Below are 18,539 nucleotides of genomic sequence, written 5' to 3'. Positions count from 1 at the left end.
TTTCTAATGGAAAATACAATAAGAAAAATAGACAATCCGAAATTCAGCATTGATGGCATCTCTTAGAAGCGATTGTATAAAAGATTACATTTTGATAATTTCACGTAGTGACGTTATGATAATGAAATTAAAAATCACTTCTACCACTATAGAAAGAAAAAACACCATTTAGGGGGTATTATACATATTATTGTAGGTATGTAAGATATACTTCATTCTAATGGATTTCTACTCTTGTGAACCTTCGTTGTTTTTAACATAGGAAATTTCGACAAATAACAGTAAAGGTGATAGAGGTTAAAAATAGATAATTTTAAACAGCTCAAAAAATGTTGCCATAGGCTGTATTTTTATTCAAACAGCTTATTTTAAACGTTCTTTTGTTAATTAACACCCTCATTTTCGTAAAATACTGTTAGTTTTTAGTTGTTATAATAAATTTATTGTTACATTTGCGTTCTCTTACATATTTTACATATATAGATTCGTGTAAAAATTAAATAGTGCAAATTAGTTATTTATAAGTTAAACAAAAAAAGTGTGTCTATGAAAAGGTTGACTTATCTTTTGTTTTGCCTAATTTTAGGTATCGGGATGGCGGCTGCTCAAACGACGAAGGTAACAGGTACTGTTACCTCCGCTGAAGACGGCGAACCCATCGTTGGAGCATCTATAGTAGTGAAAGGAACTACTATAGGTACAGTTACAGATTTTAACGGTACATTTACGTTGGATGTACCAAGTTCTGCAAAGACTCTGGTCTTCTCATATGTTGGAATGGAAGGCCTGGAGCTTCCTGTACAAAAGACATTACAGGTTGTCATGAAACCTTCTTCGACGGATTTGGACGAAGTGGTTGTTGTGGCATATGGTACTGCTAAAAAAGAATCTTTTACAGGTTCGGCTGAAGTAATTAAGCCTGATAAAATTGAAAAAAGAACAGTAGCGAATGTTACTAAAGCACTGGATGGTATGGCAGCCGGTGTACAAACGACCTCCGGTTCCGGTCAGCCCGGTTCCGGTTCATCGGTTGTAATACGTGGTTTTGGTTCTATCAAAGCTTCTCAGAATCCACTCTACGTAGTAGATGGTGTTCCTTACGATGGTAATATTAATGCAATCGCCCCGAGTGATATCGAATCGATGACCATATTAAAGGATGCCTCCGCGGGAGCCCTTTATGGCTCACGTGGAGCAAATGGAGTTGTAATGATTACAACTAAAAAAGGGAAAGAAGGAACACTGGCTGTTAATCTAAAAGCAAGTTGGGGTATTGCTTCGAGAGCTATTCCCCGATATGATACTATGGATGAAAGAGGTTATTTGGAAACTATTTTTCAATCCTACAAAAACGACCAAATTGCGAGCAATGGCTTATCTCCTGAAGCTGCAAGTGTAGCAGCATTACAAGCAATGGGGTCTGGCGCGAAGGCTATTTTTGGTACCAACCAAATGTATAATCCTTTTAATTATGGTATTACGGAATTGATAGACCCTGCTACAGGTAAAGTTCGCCCGGATGCAACACTTCGCTATCACGAAGATTGGATGGATGAAGTAACGGCTAATAATCCTCTGCGTCAGGAATATATTTTAAATATGTCCGGTTCACAGAATAAAACAAAATATATGTTCTCTCTGGGTTATCTGAATGAAGACGGTTTGCTTAAAACGACCAATTTCCAGCGTTATACGGGGCGTATAAATATTGATACGGAATATAAGAATTGGATGACAGCGGGTATGAGTGCAAACTTTGCACGGACCACGAGTAATACATCCCAGACATCAACTTCCGCTTCTTCAAACGTATTTTATTCGGCACAGTTGATGGGCCCTATATTCCCGGTACATGAACTTGATGGAAACGGACAAGTAAAATATGGTGCCGACGGCGCACCTGTTTTTGATTATGGCTCATCTCGTCCGGCCGGTGCAAGCGGTGGTTTCAATAGTGTCGCAACTTTATACGATGATAAATACGGTAGAGATGATGACAATTTAAGTGGACGTACCTATATTGCTATCGGTGATTTAAAAGAAGGTCCGTTACAAGGTTTGAAACTAACGGCAAATTTTGGTTTCGACTATATAAATCGCAATTCTTTTACCTATTATAATCCCTACTTCGGAAATTCGGCCAGCGTAAAAGGCTCATTAGCTAAAGCTAATTATCGTTATTTCAGTTACACATTCAACCAGTTACTGACTTATGATAGGAAATTCAATGAAAAACATCATGTTGATTTATTGGCTGGTCATGAATATTACGACCATAGTTACAATTCTCTAAATGCTTCTAAAACAGGATTTCCTTTCGGGGGACTCTATGAATTAGCAGCCGCTACTACTATTACAGACGCATCTTCTGTTGCAGATAAATACACGATTGAATCTTATTTATTCCGGGCAAATTATGATTACATGGATAAATATTATTTATCAGCCAGTTATAGAACTGACGGCTCTTCCCGCTTTAACAAAGATTACCGTTGGGGTAATTTCTGGTCGGTTGGTGCCAATTGGCGTATGAGTAATGAAGACTTCTTGCGTGATGTGGATTGGTTGAATAATCTTTCTGTCAAATTAAGCTACGGTGTACAAGGTAATGATAATGTCTTAAATAGTGCCGGTGAGCAGATATTATATGCTTGGCAATCTTTTTATGATTTAGGTTGGCCGAACGCATCCATGAATGGAGCGCTTATTTCTTCTTTGGAAAATACGAATCTGAAATGGGAACAGAACGGAAATTTGAACGTGGGTGTCGAAGCTAAAATATTCGATCGTTTCACTGCATCAATCGAATGGTATAAACGTAAAACAACAGATATGTTACTTGACTATCCAATGGCATCTTCTTTAGGTTTCGACAGTTATCTGAGAAATATCGGTAGTATGCGTAACACAGGGTGGGATATCACATTAAACGGACGTTTGGTTGAGACCAACGATTTTACATGGAATCTGACTCTTATGGGGTCTACTGTTAAAAATAAGGTATTACACCTGGCAGATAAACCTGAAATTATTAGTGGAAACTATATTATAAAAGAGGGCGAAACCCTTAACTCTTTCTACACGGCTAAGTCGGCAGGTGTTGACCCAGCTACAGGTGACCAATTGTATTGGGTTTGGGACACAGATAAAGATGGTAATCCCGGCGAAGCTTATATTTCTTCAAGTGCGGACAAAGCGACTAAATCAAAGCAGATTATGGGTAGTCGTATTCCGAACCTGTATGGTTCATTTACAAACGACTTCAGATTCAAAGGTTTTGATTTGAGTGTTATGTGTACTTATTCTATCGGTGGTAAGATATTGGATGGCGTTTACAATACCTTTATGTATGGTAATTATGTGGGACAAGCTAAACATCAAGATTTAGCAAGAGCTTGGAAACAGCCTGGTGATATTACAGATATACCAAAAGTTCAGATTGGAAAAACCTATCCAATCACGGATGACAACCTGATTAATGCTTCTTATCTGACTATTAAAAATATCACATTCGGTTATTCATTGCCTTCAAGAGTGTTGAAAAATATCTTTTTGAGAGATGTTCGACTGACAGCTACTGCAGACAATTTGGTATTGTTCTCCCATCTGAAAGGTATGGACCCGCAATATAACTTCAGTGGAGGTACTACATTTGTTTATACACCATCGAGAACGATTTCATTCGGTGTAGATATTAAATTCTAAGTAGAACCATTAAAATAAAGACATAGAAAGTATGAAAAGAATTATATATATGTTATCTGCTGTCGGGTTGCTTACTCTGGGAGCTTGTAACGACCAATTAGATACAAATCCGACGGATAGAGTTTCCGGGACGATTATTTTTAGTGATGCCAACGGTGCGGAAGTAGCGATGAATGGTATTTACCGTGCAACTTATGTTGCAGGTTGGGGAACCGGTTGGGCGGATGAAAACCCCGGTTTTACGGGTATTTATCTGGCCGGAGATTTAATGGGTGAAGACCACTTGATGTTAAGTCAGGGACAAGGATGGTTTTATGAAGATTATCGACTGAATGTTCGTCAGGATTATACGCACAAGCAAGGTCGTCCTTATCAGTTCTGGAATATTCATTACACGTTGATTTCCAATACGAACTATATTATTGCTCAAGCTCCGGGAGCCAGTGGAGATAAGAATTTACTGAATTCGGTATTAGGACAAGCGTATGCAATGCGTGCTTATTGTTATTTCCAATTAATACAGTTATATCAACAGACTTATAAAGGGAATGAATCTGCTCCGGGTGTACCTCTCTATACCGAGCCTACAACCAGTGCTTCTGTAGGTAAAGCTCGTGGAACCGTAGAAGATGTTTATGCACAGATTGACTCTGATTTGAAAGAGGCAATATCCTTATTAAAGGATTGTGGTATTGCGCAAAAGCATGCTTCACATATTGATTATTATGTGGCAAATGGTATTAAAGCACGTGTCTGTCTGGTTCAAGGCCGCTACGAAGAAGCCGCTGCAGCTGCAAAAGAAGCACTGACTAAACCTGGGTTAACTCCTGTTGAAACCGTAGCCTCCTTAGGAGGATTCAATAGTTCCAAATTATCAAATGTTTTGTGGGGAGTTGAAGTAATAGCCGACCAAAGCCAGCATTTCGCATCTTTCTTCAGTCATATGGATGCGGATGCTCCGGGTATGTATGCGGAAAAAGCTCCTCAGTGTATATCCAGTTGGTTGTACAACAATATTCCGGCAACGGATGATAGAAAAGCTTGGTGGAGAGGTGAATTGGAAGATGAAGTGACCGGAACATCCATGCAATCCTATTGCCAGATTAAGTTTAAATTCGCAAATGTAACAAACCGTACGGGTGACTATATTTATATGCGTGGGGAAGAAATGTTACTGATTCTTGCAGAAGCCGAATGTCATTTGAAGCATTATACGGAGGCTCGTAAATACATTTCCGAGCTGGGCGGTAAACGTGATAAAGATTATGCTACGCGTTTGGCTAAATACTCTGACTCCGACTCTTACAATCAGAATACCATAGCACCCTTGCAAACATTGATGGATGAGATATTATTCCAACGTCGTGTGGAATTATGGGGTGAACAAGGACGTATTTTTGATTTACAGCGTCTGAAATTAGGATACAATCGTGATTATGAAGGTAGTAATCATACGGAACTTGTTAAAAACAAGGATACGAATGCAGGTTCTAAAGAGTTTATCATGACACTTCCCCAATCTGAAATAGATGGTAATGAAAACATCAGTGCTTCAGACCAGAATCCTTTTTAATGTTTAATAATAAAGAGATTACAAATATGAAATTAAATATTTTAAAATCATTATCCCTATTGTTCCTGATGATGACAGCGTTAGTCGCCTGTTCAGATTCGGAAGGAACGATTTATAGTAGTGATGAACCAAGCTACGCATTTGCCAGTGCTCTTCAAAAAGTTGAAATGGTGTCTTCAGACGAAAATAAAATCTTGGTGCCGGTTTATCGCGGTAATACAAGCGGAACTTCTACATTGGAACTCACATTAACACCGGCAGCAGGTATTGACCCCGGTCTATTTAAACTTGCAACTCCATCTGTCTCATTTGAAGATGGCCAGTCTGTTGCCGAAGCTATCATCTCATACGATGATATTAACGCCTTGGGAGCTGCTGATATTTACTCGTTGACATTAAGTTTTGATGAAGCAAAATCATCTCCCGCAAATGTCAGCTCCATAGTTGTTAGAGCTCAGCGTAAATTAACATTCAAGTCAATTGGAGTTGGATTATTTACGTCAACATTTTTCGCTGATGGAGCAGGAAATCCATATCAGGCAGAAGTTACTGTAGAAAAAGCGGAAGAAGCGAATGTATACCGTTTACTTGATGTTTATGAAGATGACTATCCAATCCTATTTGCTACAGATGACAAAGGAGAAGTTATCGCTTTTGTAGATCAGGAAACAGGTTATGTAGATCCTGATTATGGTATGATTTCAATAAGATTAGAAGATGTTGAAAAGGTGGATAATACATACAATTTCCTTCTAAGATTCTACGTATCGGCAGGTTCGTTCGGAACTGCTGTAGAATCTATTGAAATGCCTAATTAATATCAAGTACAACCTATCCGAAATGAGTTAGTTTGAAAGTATTATTTTCAAACTAGCTCATTTCCTGTTTTTTACTCAGTCTTAACTTCTCCAGCTATTCATCCATACAGTCCTTGCGTTCAACGAACGTGAAACGCAAAAACATCGAACGTATTTTTTTCGTTCTACGTTCGTATTTTTTCCGTTCATCGAACGTTGAACGGAAGGAATATAGTAATGAATGACCTTCCCTGAAATTAGTTTCAGAGTAAAGCTATTAATTGTTTGCTCTTACAGGTAGTATTGTTGTTCTCTATCTACGGAAATTTTCGAACTATATCGGTTAAATCAAGTAGAAAATTAGTATTTTTACTTGTCCCTTGTTTTTGTTTATCAAAATAGTAGTTTGTTGCAAATATCTATTTGTCAATCATATACGCAATATTGAACAGGTGAATATACACTTGTAAAATTCTTACTTAAAAAAGTATCAAAACGCCCGGTAGATACGTAATATATTTATTATCAATGAATTACATCAATGCGTAGTTCTGCAAAAACTCTGGTAGTTTCTTTTGTAGGAATGAAACAACAAGAGCTGCCGGTAAAATCATCGCTTAAGATTGTTTTAGAAGTTGACAATCAGATGCTTGATGAGGTGATGGTCGTAGCTTACGGTACGACTAAAAAAGAGTCATTCACCGGTTCTGCAGAAGTTGTGAAAGCGGATAAAATAGCATCACGACCTATTGCGAATATGAGTAAAGCAATAGAAGGCCAAGTTGCCGGTGCTCAAGTAACATCCGGTTCAGGACAACCGGGATCAGGTGCTTCTATTATGATTCGTGGTTATGGTTCTATTAATGCAACCGCAAATCCACTCTACGTAGTAGATGGTGTTCCTTATGATGGAAATATTTCAGCTATTAATCCGAATGATATAGAGTCGATAACGATATTAAAGGATGCTTCGGCAGGGGCACTGTATGGCTCACGTGGGGCAAATGGTGTCGTAATGGTTACAACAAAAAAAGGAAAAAATGGGAAAACTTCTGTAGAGCTGAAAGCGAATTGGGGTATTGCTTCGAGAGCTATTCCCCGATATGATACAATGGATGAAAAAGGGTTTTTGGAAACCATATTTTGGAATTTTAGAAATAAGCAGTTCGCAAATGGCATGCCTGCTAAAGAGGCAGGTCTATATGCATTACAGAGGATTGGTAATCCGAATGTTGGTGTTTTAGGAATAAACGAAGAGTTTAATCCTTACAATTATGCGATTGCCGATTTGATTGATCCGGTCACCGGGCAAGTAAGATCTGATGCCACATTAAAATATCATGAGGATTGGTTGGACGAGGCTACAGCCTCCAATCCCTTACGTCAGGAGTATCAAATAAGTGTAACGAATGGTAATGATAAAACGAAGAGCATGTATTCGTTGGGATATTTGAGTGAAGACGGTTTGTTGAAAACAACTAATTTCAAACGCTTTTCCGGTCGTGCCAATATTGATACAGAAATTACGGATTGGTTTAAAGGTGGAATCAATGTGAATTATTCCCGTAACGAGAGTAATACTTCCTATGAAAATAACTCTTATACCTCAAACGTATGGTATTCCGCCCAATTGATGGCTCCTATCTATCCGATATATCAGAAGAATTCCGATGGTTCGAATGTATTGGACAAAAATGGGACTCCCGTTTTTGATTATAGTGCCAACAGACCTTCCGGGGCAAATGCCAACTGGAATATGATTGCTACGTTGTATGATGACAAACGTTCATCGACGAGTGATAACCTGAGCGGTCGTACTTATATCACTTTAGGGGATATGGATAAAGGAATTTTGGAAGGTTTGAAGTTTACGACGACATTTGGATTCGACTTGATTAATTCGTCAAGTATGACTTATTACAATCCTTATAATGGAAACTCAGTAGGGGTCAACGGTTCTTTGGAGAAAGCGACCGGTCGCACATTCAGTTATACTTTGAATGAAATTCTATCGTATAATCGTACATTTAACCAACATCACATAGATGCATTAGTAGGGCACGAATTTTATCAATATCAATATGAATATTTAGGCGCTTATAAGACAGGTTTCCCCTTTGGCGACTTATTTGAATTGGATGCAGCCATTAATACTTTAGAGGCTAGTTCTTATAAAAATGAATATGCGATACAATCTGTCTTCTCCCGGTTTAATTATGATTATGCCGATAAGTATTATTTGTCATTGAGTTATCGTACGGATGGTTCTTCTCGTTTTTACAAAGATAACCGCTGGGGAAACTTCTGGTCGGTTGGTGCTAATTGGCGCCTTAGCCAGGAAGCTTTTATGGAAGATTTGGATTGGGTGAACAATATGTCTGTAAAAGCCAGTTATGGTGTACAGGGAAACGATGCTGTCGGTTCATTGTATGCATGGCAACGTTTGTATGGATTTAACCACAATGCCAATTATGGTGGAACGACTATATCATCTCTTGAAAACAAAGAGTTGAAGTGGGAAAAGAATGGCAATTTGAATATTGGTCTTGAATTCAAACTTTTTGATCGTGTGGATGCTTCTATCGAATGGTATAATCGTAAGACTACGGATATGTTGATGGCTTATCCGATGGCGACCTCGACAGGTTTCGATTCTTATTATGCAAATGTCGGCAGTATGCGTAATCGCGGTTGGGATATATCACTGGGAATTGACGTTTTAAAAGCGAGAGATTTTAATTGGAAAATGACTCTTATCGGCTCTACCGTTAAGAACAAAGTGTTGAAATTGGCAGACAAACCTGAAATTATTTCCGGAAGTTATATTATAAAAGAAGGAGAAACATTGAATTCATTCTATACGGCAACAGCAGCGGGTGTTGACCCTTTAACCGGTTTGCAATTGTATGAAGTTTGGGATTTGGATAAAAATGGCGAACGTACTTATTATAAAACGACTTCGGGATCCAAAGCTACAGCGTGTAAAAGCATACAAGGTAGCCGTATCCCTAATCTGTATGGTTCCATCGGTAACGATTTCAAATATAAAGGTTTCGATTTGAGTTTAATGTTTACTTATTCCATTGGTGGAAAAATTTTGGATAGCGTATATAATACTTTGATGTATAGCAACTACATTGGCCAGGCCCGTCACCAACATTTGGAGCGTGCTTGGAAGAATCCGGGAGATATTACGGATATAGAACGTATTAACATCGATAAAACACACATTACAACAGATAATGATTTGATTAATGCGTCTTATTTTGCCTTGAAAAATGTAACTTTTGGTTATACCCTTCCATCTAAATGGTTAAAGAAGATACAGTTTGAGTCTATTCGCTTGACGGCAACTGCCGATAATTTATTCATGTTAACCCATTTGAAAGGCTTAAATCCTCAGTACAATTTTTCTGGTGGAACGAACTTTGGTTACGTACCGACACGTACGGTATCTTTTGGCATAGATGTTAAATTCTAAATTAAAAACATTGAAGAGATGAAAACGAAATTTATTAATATATTCCTTTTGGTTGTCGGATTGATGTTAGGTGCTTGTTCCGATAATTTGAATACGGAACCGACTACTTCGACTACAAGCGAGGTTGTGTTTCGAGATGTTACTTCCGCGCAAACAGCTATGAATGGTATTTATCGTTATATGTATACTGCGGGCTGGAGTGTTAACTGGTCGGCGGAAAACTGTGGCCTATCCGGTATTTTACTGACTGCCGATTTGATGGGAGAAGATCACCTTATGGCAGATCCTGGTCAAGGTTGGTTTTGGTATGATTATTGTTTAGATGTCCAAATGGATTATACCCATACTTCCGGCCATCCCTATGCTTTCTGGAATTTCTTTTATACTAGTATCTGTAATATCAATTATATTTTGGCAACAGAAAACACATTGCCGGGTGATCCTGCAGAGGTGAAAAAATTGATGGCACAAGCTTACGCCATGCGTGCGATGTGTTATCATTATTTGATACAGATTTATCAGCAAACTTATGTAGGAAATGAGGATGCTGCCGGTGTACCGATTTATACGGAACCTACAACAAAGGAAACTATCGGTAAACCCCGTGGTACGATAAAAGATACTTACTTGCAAATTAATGCCGACATCAATAAAGCGATAACTCTATTTGAAGAAGTTGGAATAGAGAGTCACGAACATGCGTCTCATATAGATTATTATGTGGCTAATGGATTTAAAGCTCGTATTTGTATGACTCAGAATCTGTATGCCGATGCAGAACAAGCGGCAACGGAGGCTCTAAAAGCTCCCTATGCGCGTGTGGCAACGGTAAATGAGATGAAAGGTATGAATAATATCACAATGCCCAATGTTTTATGGGGAATGGAAGTAATAGCAGAGCAAGGTTCTGGTTTCGAGGGTTTCTTCTCTCATATGGATGCCGATGCGGAAGGACTGTATGCTTCTTCTGCTCAAAAATGTATTGATGCCTCTTTGTATTCCAGAATACCTCAGTCGGATGAACGCAAAGGTTGGTTCCGTGGCAAACTGGAGAAAGATGGAGAAGGCTCAAATTTCAGCTATTGTCAATTGAAATTTAAAATGGCAAATTATAGTAATCGTATTGGTGATATTATTTATATGCGTTATGAGGAGATGTTACTGATTAAGGCAGAAGCTCAGTGTATGCAGGATAAGTATTCGGATGCCCGTTTGACTTTAACAGAATTATTGGAACAGCGGGATGCTAATTATGCAGAAATGTTGAATAATTTCACTGATAGTAAAAACTATAATAGTGATACGAATGGCCGTATCGTCTCATTAATGGATGGCATTTTACTTCAACGTCGTATAGAGTTATGGGGAGAAGTAGGCCGTTTATTTGATTTGAAACGTTTAGGATTAGGTTATAACCGTGATTATGAAGGTTCGAATCAGACAACAGCTCTAGCAACAGATCCTGGAGACTTACGTTTTGTTTTACCTTTGCCGCAGTCAGAGATTGACGGTAATGTCAATATCTCCGATGAAGATAATAATCCTCTTTATTAATCGAATAGAATTTAGGATGATGAAAAAATATATATTTAATAATACAATTGTCTGGTTATTCGGGAGTGTGTTAATTGCTTTAGCATCCTGTAGTCAGGACAATCAAGGGGCTATGTATATCCCTGAAAATAATGAAGCCGTTTTTATAGTAAAATCAGCAGAGTATCTGTTTACTCCGACTGATCCGCAAGAATTTGCGATAACAGTTAAACGTTCTTCGAGTATTGGTGCGGCAGAAGTGCCGGTGACTAATGATATAGCCAGTGGCGAATTTACTATACCGGCTACTGTTTCTTTTACGGACGGAAGCCTTGAAAGTACATTGAAAATCACTTTTGACCAAGAAAAGTTAGAGGCTGGCAAAAGAAATGTAATTCATCTTTCACTTCCAGAATCAAATATTTCAACTTACCAGACAGATATGGTTGTTACTATTACTCGTGATTATAGTTGGGAGTTTTATGCACATGGTAGCTACTATTGGGGATTGTTTGGCGCAGCAGGTAACACTGATATTTATCGTTGTGTAGAAGCTCCTGAAAATTATCGTATCATGGGGCCGATGACCGAAGGGTACAACTTGCAATTTGCAGTAGCTGAAGATGGTAGTGTTTCATTTCCTGAACTGAATTCTTATGGTGGCTATGAGTTTACCACAGGATACAACCATCCCAGCTATGGTATGGTTTATCAGGAGTATTATCCGGAAGATGCGGAATTTGACGTAGATAGCAAAAAAATAACGTTTTATGTGTATTCTTATGTGGGTGCGGGAGGTTTCGGATATTTCAATGATGTTTATACTTGGGAATAGTAAAAACTTATTTTAAATAGAACTATTTTATCTGAATGAGTTAATTCGAAATCAATTGATTTCGAATTAACTCATTTCTTATTTGTCGTTTCAGGATTTGTTCTTATATTTGTTCACATACTTAACAAGACGATGATTGTTTTATAGAAGCATCTTCTGTTTACAGACATGTTTCTGAAAGTTAGTACTTTATACGTACGTGTGTTTTCGTCTGTTTGGAAAAAAAGGATATTTGGGTGATGAATAAGAGAGTGAAGAAGATTAGAAATAGTTATATTTTGTTATACAATTAAAAGGTTACAATGCTTGGCGTTGCAACCTTTTTTGTTTTTAAACTAGGATATTTATGCGTGCAGGATAGTTTCGGGATGATTTTATTTATATAGCTCCTGTGATAATGATAACAACTTTTAGTTAGCATAGCATTAAATAAAGAACATAATATTGTTTCTTCGTGTTTTCATTCAGAAAATAATGTACAACATGGAAAAAGTTATTTACAACTTGGTGTTCAACCGGAAAAAGCAGTTGAACTCGGAGGGGAAGGCTCTAATACAAATAGAAGCCTACCAAAACAGGCAGAAAAAGTATTTCTCGACAAAGGTTTATGTAAAACCTTCTCAGTGGGATAACAAAAGACGTGCCGTGAAGAACCACCCTAATATGGATGCACTGAATCAGTATCTGGCAGATTATATATCAAGTCTGGAGAGGATTGAATTGGATATGGTTCAAAACGGGAAACAGTTTAACATCAAGGACTTGAGTGGGAAAAATATAGACATATCAACATCTTTCACGGCTTTTATGAAAGGAGAGATTATGCATGGAAATTTGAAGGAATCGACTTTGAAAAACCATATGTCAACATTACAAGTCTTATGTTCATATAAAGAGGATGTAAGCTTTGATGAGCTTACTTTTAATTTTTTGTGCGATTTTGAATATTATCTTTTGAAACATCAATATCATCGGAATACAATAGCCAAGCATATGAAGCATTTGAAACGGTATGTGAATCTGGCAATTAATAAAGATTTGTTTGATTTGCAAAGGTATCCTTTTCGAAAATACAAAATTAAGTATATGGAGAGTAAGCGCGGACATCTGACTCCGGAGGAACTTGAAAAGCTGGAGACGATAAATGTTAATCTGAGAATGACTCTTCGGCGCTCGTTGGATATGTTTTTGTTTAGTTGCTATACCGGATTACGTTTTTCTGATATTGTAAATATCAAACAGGAGAACTTTCATATAATTGATGATAAACTTTGGTTGATTTATTCATCAGTAAAAACTGATGTGAATGTTCGTCTTCCTCTGTTTCTTTTATTTGAAGGGAAGGCGCAAGTTATTTATGAACGGTATAAGTCGAATTCCAAAACATTGTTTAATATGCCGCTATCCTCAAATTCGAATGTGAATAAGCAATTGAAACGAATTTGTCAGATGGTAGATATAGATAAAAAGGTGTCTTTTCATACAGCACGTCATACGAATACTACATTATTATTGTATAATGGTGCAAATATTACTACAGTACAGAAGTTGTTGGGACATAAAAGTGTTCGAACAACGGAGATTTACAGTAATATAATGGATATGACGGTTGTTCGTGATTTGGAAAGTATGACGCTAAAATAGCAAATAATGCTTTGTCGAGAGAAAGTTTTAACCTGTTTATTCTTTGAAAAGTAAATAAAATATACGACTTTTGCTACATGATGAATCAGCCGTTAGCAGAGAGGTTACGTCCAAAGACGTTGGATGATTATATTGGGCAGAAACACTTGGTGGGACAAGGTGCTGTTCTTCGAAAAATGATTGATGCCGGGCGTGTGCCTTCTTTTATATTGTGGGGACCGCCGGGAGTAGGAAAAACTACTTTGGCACAAATCATTTCAAACAAGCTGGAAGCACCTTTTTATACATTGAGTGCTATTAGTTCCGGCGTGAAGGATGTACGGGAGGTGATTGAAAAAGCGAAAAGTAACCGTTTTTTTAATACGGTTTCGCCGATTCTTTTTATTGATGAAATTCATCGCTTTAGTAAATCACAGCAAGATTCTTTGCTGAATGCTGTGGAAACGGGAGTGGTCACTTTGATTGGAGCTACAACGGAAAATCCCTCATTTGAAGTGATTCGTCCTTTATTATCCCGTTGTCAGGTATATGTACTGAAGTCATTAGAGAAAAATGATTTGTTGACGTTGTTGAATAAAGCAATTACAGAAGATGTAGTATTGAAGGATAAAAGTATTATCCCGACAGAAACGGATGCCATATTGCGTTATTCGGGGGGAGATGCCCGCAAGCTTTTGAATATACTTGAACTTGTGGTGGCTGCGGAAGAAGGAAATGAGAAGATTGAAATAACGGATGAAAAAGTAGTTGAACGTTTGCAGGAAAATCCGGCTGCTTATGATAAGGGAGGAGAGATGCATTATGACATAATCTCAGCTTTTATCAAATCGATACGAGGTAGTGATCCGGATGCTGCTATATATTGGCTGGCCCGGATGGTAGCTGGGGGAGAAGATCCTGAATTTATTGCTCGTCGATTGGTTATTTCAGCCTCGGAAGATATCGGATTGGCGAATCCCAACGCGTTGTTGTTGGCAAATGCCTGTTTTGAGGCGTTGAAAAAGATTGGCTGGCCGGAAGGACGGATTATTTTAGCGGAAACAACAGTTTATCTGGCATGCAGTCCTAAAAGTAATTCGGCTTATATGGCGATTAATGATGCGTTGGAATTAGTAAACCGGACAGGAAATTTGCCTGTACCGCTTCATTTACGTAATGCTCCGACTAAGTTGATGGCAGAATTAGATTACGGGAAAGACTATAAGTATGCACATGATTATGAAAATCATTTTGTCAAACAAGAGTTTCTTCCGAAAGAGATTTTGAACGAACGGTTATGGAAAGGGCAGGAGAACCCGGCGGAACATAAACTGATAGAACAAATGAAACGTTTATGGGGCGACAGGTACTAGAAATTGACAATAGATAAATAAAAAATGAAAAATAGATGGATAAAAGCTATCAGAAATAATGTAATGATAGCGTTTTGCTAATATTTTTCGGATTTTAATTTTCAAAGTTCAATTAAATTCGTACATTAGCCGCCTGTTTTTAGAAAAATCGTTATATAAATTATATTTAACATTAAAAAGACATTGGTATGAAGAAGCACAATTTTTATGCAGGTCCCTCTATCTTGAGCGAGTTTACAATTAAAAATACGGCTGCTGCGGTAGAAAATTTTGCCGGTATGGGTTTATCTCTTCTTGAAATTTCCCATAGAAGTAAAGAGTTTATAGCTGTAAATGACGAGGCTCGTGCACTGATTAAAGAGTTGCTGGATATTCCTGCCGGCTACGAAGTTGTATTCTTGGGTGGTGGTGCAAGCATGCAGTTCTGTATGGTGCCTTATAACCTTTTAAATAAGAAAGCATCTTATCTGGATACCGGCACGTGGTCTTCCAAAGCAATTAAGGAAGCAAAGTTGTTCGGCGAAGTGGAGGTCGTTGCATCTTCTAAGGATAAAAACTATATCTATATCCCTAAGAATTATACAATTGCGGATGATGCTGATTATTTCCATTTCACAACGAATAATACGATTTATGGTACGGAGCTTCGTAAAGATCCGGATGTAAAGCAGCGTTTGGTTGCGGATATGTCATCAGACATATTCTCCCGTCCGATAGATGTTTCCAAATATGATATTATCTATGCCGGTGCACAGAAGAATCTGGCGCCAGCCGGTGTAACATTGGCTATTGTTCGTGTGGATGCATTAGGGCATGTTGATCGCCCCATCCCAACTATGCTGAATTATAAAACTCACGTTGATAAGGATTCGATGTTCAATACACCTCCTGTTTTACCTATCTATGCAGCTTTGCAGACATTGAAATGGTACAAGGAACAAGGTGGAGTGGCTGCAATGGAAAAGAAAGACCAGGAAAATGCAGCTATCTTGTATGATGAAATTGAACGTAATAAATTGTTTAAAGGAACTGCTGTTCCGGAAGACCGTTCTATTATGAATGTTTGCTTTGTAATGAACGATGAATATAAGGAGTTGGAAGACGAATTCAGTAAATTCGCTTCTGCTGCCGGTATGGTTGGTATCAAGGGACATCGTTCTGTAGGAGGTTTCCGTGCTTCTTTATACAATGCAATGCCTAAGAGCAGTGTGGAAGCATTGGTTGCTTGTATGAAAGAATTTGAAAAACAGCATTAATTATGGCAAAAATATTAGTAGCAACAGATAAGCCTTTCGCTGCTGTGGCAGTAAAAGGTATCCGTGAAGTCGTGGAAGGTGCAGGTGACGAGCTTGTTCTGCTTGAAAAATATGGTGAAAAGGCAAAATTGCTGGAAGCTGTAAAAGACGTGGATGCCATCATTATTCGTAGTGATATTATCGATGCGGAAGTATTTGACGCCGCAAAGCAATTGAAAATTGTGGTTCGTGCCGGTGCCGGTTACGATAATGTGGATTTGGCTGCAGCAACTGCTCATAATGTTTGTGTGATGAATACTCCGGGGCAGAATTCCAATGCTGTTGCCGAATTGGCTTTCGGAATGATGGTTATGGCTGTGCGTAACTTTTATAACGGAACGTCCGGTACCGAATTGAAAGGGAAAAAACTGGGTATTCATGCTTATGGAAATGTGGGTCGTAATGTAGCTCGTGTTGCAAAAGGTTTCGGTATGGAAATTTATGCTTTTGATGCTTTTTGTCCGAAAGAAGTCATTGAGCAAGATGGTGTGAAGGCTGTTGGCTCTGTAGATGAACTTTATGCAGCCTGTGATGTTATATCTTTGCATATACCGGCAACTGCCGAAACGAAGAATTCTATCAATTATGCTTTGGTTAATAAAATGCCAAAAGGCGGTTTGTTGGTAAATACAGCCCGTAAAGAAGTAATCGACGAAGCCGGATTGATTAAACTAATGGAGGAACGTACTGATTTAAAGTATGTAACAGATATTATGCCTGCGGCAAATGCGGAATTTGCGGAAAAGTTTGCAGGTCGTTATTTCTCTACTCCGAAGAAAATGGGAGCTCAGACTGCCGAAGCTAATATCAATGCAGGTATTGCAGCGGCTAAACAGATTGAAGGTTTCTTGAAGGAAGGTATTGAGAAGTTTCGTGTAAATAAGTAATCTGGCGGAAAGTAAATCCTTTTGTAAGAAGTGATAAAAGGTCATAAGTCAGAATTGAATATTTGATAAGGTCCGTAGAAATACCTGTTTTATGCAATTGTGTTTCTACGGACTTTCTTTTAAATTTGTAATATCTAAAACTCGTATTTAAAATGGCAAAGATTAAACCTTTTAAGGGAATTCGTCCTCCCAAAGATTTGGTGGAACAAGTAGCTTCTCGTCCTTACGATGTTTTAAATTCGGAAGAAGCTCGTGAGGAAGCGAAAGGGAATGAAAAATCATTATATCATATAATCAAACCGGAAATAGATTTTCCGGTGGGAACAGATGAGCATGATTCGGCTGTTTATGAAAAAGCCGCTGAGAACTTTCAAAAGTTTCAGGATAAAGGCTGGTTGGTACAGGACAAGAAAGAACTGTACTATGTATATGCTCAAACAATGAACGGCCGGACACAATATGGTCTGGTGGTCGGAGCTTATGTGCCCGATTATATGAATGGCATTATTAAAAAACATGAGTTGACTCGTCGGGATAAGGAAGAAGACCGCATGAAACACGTTCGTGTGAATAATGCAAATATAGAACCTGTATTTTTTGCTTATCCGGATAATGCGGAATTGGATGCTATCGTGAGGAAATATACGGCTAACATACCGGAATATGACTTTATAGCCGAACAAGATGGTTTCGGACACACGCTTTGGGTTATTGATAACGATGCGGATATTGCTCGTATTACAGAATTGTTTGCAGCTATGCCGGCTATGTATATCGCTGATGGGCATCATCGTTCCGCTGCCGCTGCCTTAGTTGGGGCTGAAAAGGCCAAACAAAATCCCAACCACAGGGGAGATGAAGAATATAATTATTTCATGGCGGTATGTTTTCCTGCCAATCAGTTGACAATTATTGATTATAACCGTGTAGTGAAAGACTTGAACGGTTTATCCGAGGAAGAGTTTTTAGCTAAAGTCGCTAAGAATTTTGTTGTAGAAGAAAAAGGTGCAGAAGTTTACAAACCGGTGGCTCTCCATAACTTCTCTCTTTATTTGGGAGGTAAATGGTATTCTTTGACTGCAAAACCGGGAACTTATGATGATAATGATCCTATAGGTGTATTGGATGTAACTATTTCTTCCAATCTGATATTAGATGAGATTCTGGATATAAAGGATCTTCGTTCTGACAAACGTATTGACTTTGTGGGAGGAATACGTGGATTGGGTGAATTGAAACGACGGGTGGATAGCGGTGAAATGAAGGTGGCATTAGCTCTTTATCCGGTCACTATGAAACAATTGATGGATATTGCAGATACAGGTAATATCATGCCACCGAAAACTACTTGGTTTGAACCGAAATTACGTTCCGGATTGGTTATCCATAAACTGATATAAAAAGATTCGGATATTTCCGGGAAATGGATTTTGCAGG

At 38.2% G+C, this 18,539-nt stretch carries 11 protein-coding genes; all 11 read left to right on the top strand.

Features of this window, described 5'->3' with window-relative positions; translation table 11 throughout:
- Positions 1-546: 546 nt before the first annotated feature.
- The 11 genes from DW103_RS04215 to DW103_RS04165 all read left to right on the top strand — a co-directional run bounded on the left by DW103_RS04215 (position 547) and on the right by DW103_RS04165 (position 18,502).
- On the top strand, positions 547-3,705 hold the full coding sequence (locus DW103_RS04215) for a TonB-dependent receptor (RefSeq protein ID WP_122274417.1): 3,159 nt from the start codon (positions 547-549) through the stop codon (positions 3,703-3,705).
- A 31-nt stretch (positions 3,706-3,736) separates the two neighbouring features.
- Positions 3,737-5,278, top strand: a complete 1,542-nt coding sequence (locus tag DW103_RS04210; protein WP_122274416.1) for a RagB/SusD family nutrient uptake outer membrane protein — start codon at positions 3,737-3,739, stop codon at positions 5,276-5,278.
- A gap of 26 nt (positions 5,279-5,304) precedes the next feature.
- Positions 5,305-6,096, top strand: coding sequence for a hypothetical protein (locus DW103_RS04205; protein WP_147381173.1), 792 nt, complete (start codon positions 5,305-5,307; stop codon positions 6,094-6,096).
- Between the two features lie 520 nt (positions 6,097-6,616).
- Positions 6,617-9,556, top strand: a complete 2,940-nt coding sequence (locus DW103_RS04200) for a TonB-dependent receptor (protein WP_122274414.1) — start codon at positions 6,617-6,619, stop codon at positions 9,554-9,556.
- A gap of 18 nt (positions 9,557-9,574) precedes the next feature.
- Positions 9,575-11,110, top strand: coding sequence for a RagB/SusD family nutrient uptake outer membrane protein (locus tag DW103_RS04195; protein ID WP_122274413.1), 1,536 nt, complete (start codon positions 9,575-9,577; stop codon positions 11,108-11,110).
- 16 nt (positions 11,111-11,126) lie between these two features.
- Entirely contained in the window at positions 11,127-11,924 is a 798-nt protein-coding gene (locus DW103_RS04190) for a hypothetical protein (protein ID WP_122274412.1), read from the top strand.
- A gap of 483 nt (positions 11,925-12,407) precedes the next feature.
- Positions 12,408-13,568, top strand: a complete 1,161-nt coding sequence (locus DW103_RS04185; protein WP_122274509.1) for a site-specific integrase — start codon at positions 12,408-12,410, stop codon at positions 13,566-13,568.
- 77 nt (positions 13,569-13,645) lie between these two features.
- Positions 13,646-14,920, top strand: a complete 1,275-nt coding sequence (locus DW103_RS04180; RefSeq protein WP_122274411.1) for a replication-associated recombination protein A — start codon at positions 13,646-13,648, stop codon at positions 14,918-14,920.
- A gap of 188 nt (positions 14,921-15,108) precedes the next feature.
- Entirely contained in the window at positions 15,109-16,176 is a 1,068-nt protein-coding gene (serC, locus tag DW103_RS04175; protein WP_122274410.1) for a 3-phosphoserine/phosphohydroxythreonine transaminase, read from the top strand.
- A 2-nt stretch (positions 16,177-16,178) separates the two neighbouring features.
- Positions 16,179-17,102 (top strand): NAD(P)-dependent oxidoreductase, encoded by a 924-nt coding sequence (locus tag DW103_RS04170; RefSeq protein ID WP_122274409.1) that lies wholly within the window; start codon positions 16,179-16,181, stop codon positions 17,100-17,102.
- A 152-nt stretch (positions 17,103-17,254) separates the two neighbouring features.
- Positions 17,255-18,502 carry a DUF1015 domain-containing protein gene (locus tag DW103_RS04165; protein WP_122274408.1) on the top strand — a complete coding sequence of 416 codons (1,248 nt, stop codon included), beginning with the start codon at positions 17,255-17,257 and terminating at the stop codon, positions 18,500-18,502.
- The last annotated feature ends 37 nt before the right edge of the window (positions 18,503-18,539 follow it).

The organism is Parabacteroides sp. AM08-6 (assembly GCF_003473295.1).
Lineage (GTDB): Bacteria > Bacteroidota > Bacteroidia > Bacteroidales > Tannerellaceae > Parabacteroides.
This window is presented reverse-complemented; position numbering and strand designations above follow the sequence as displayed.

Coding starts and splice junctions, on each gene's coding strand:
- DW103_RS04215 (WP_122274417.1), top strand. CDS start 547: ATGAAAAGGTTGACTTATCTTTTGTTTTGCCTAATTTTAGGTATCGGG.
- DW103_RS04210 (WP_122274416.1), top strand. CDS start 3,737: ATGAAAAGAATTATATATATGTTATCTGCTGTCGGGTTGCTTACTCTG.
- DW103_RS04205 (WP_147381173.1), top strand. CDS start 5,305: ATGAAATTAAATATTTTAAAATCATTATCCCTATTGTTCCTGATGATG.
- DW103_RS04200 (WP_122274414.1), top strand. CDS start 6,617: ATGCGTAGTTCTGCAAAAACTCTGGTAGTTTCTTTTGTAGGAATGAAA.
- DW103_RS04195 (WP_122274413.1), top strand. CDS start 9,575: ATGAAAACGAAATTTATTAATATATTCCTTTTGGTTGTCGGATTGATG.
- DW103_RS04190 (WP_122274412.1), top strand. CDS start 11,127: ATGATGAAAAAATATATATTTAATAATACAATTGTCTGGTTATTCGGG.
- DW103_RS04185 (WP_122274509.1), top strand. CDS start 12,408: ATGGAAAAAGTTATTTACAACTTGGTGTTCAACCGGAAAAAGCAGTTG.
- DW103_RS04180 (WP_122274411.1), top strand. CDS start 13,646: ATGATGAATCAGCCGTTAGCAGAGAGGTTACGTCCAAAGACGTTGGAT.
- serC (WP_122274410.1), top strand. CDS start 15,109: ATGAAGAAGCACAATTTTTATGCAGGTCCCTCTATCTTGAGCGAGTTT.
- DW103_RS04170 (WP_122274409.1), top strand. CDS start 16,179: ATGGCAAAAATATTAGTAGCAACAGATAAGCCTTTCGCTGCTGTGGCA.
- DW103_RS04165 (WP_122274408.1), top strand. CDS start 17,255: ATGGCAAAGATTAAACCTTTTAAGGGAATTCGTCCTCCCAAAGATTTG.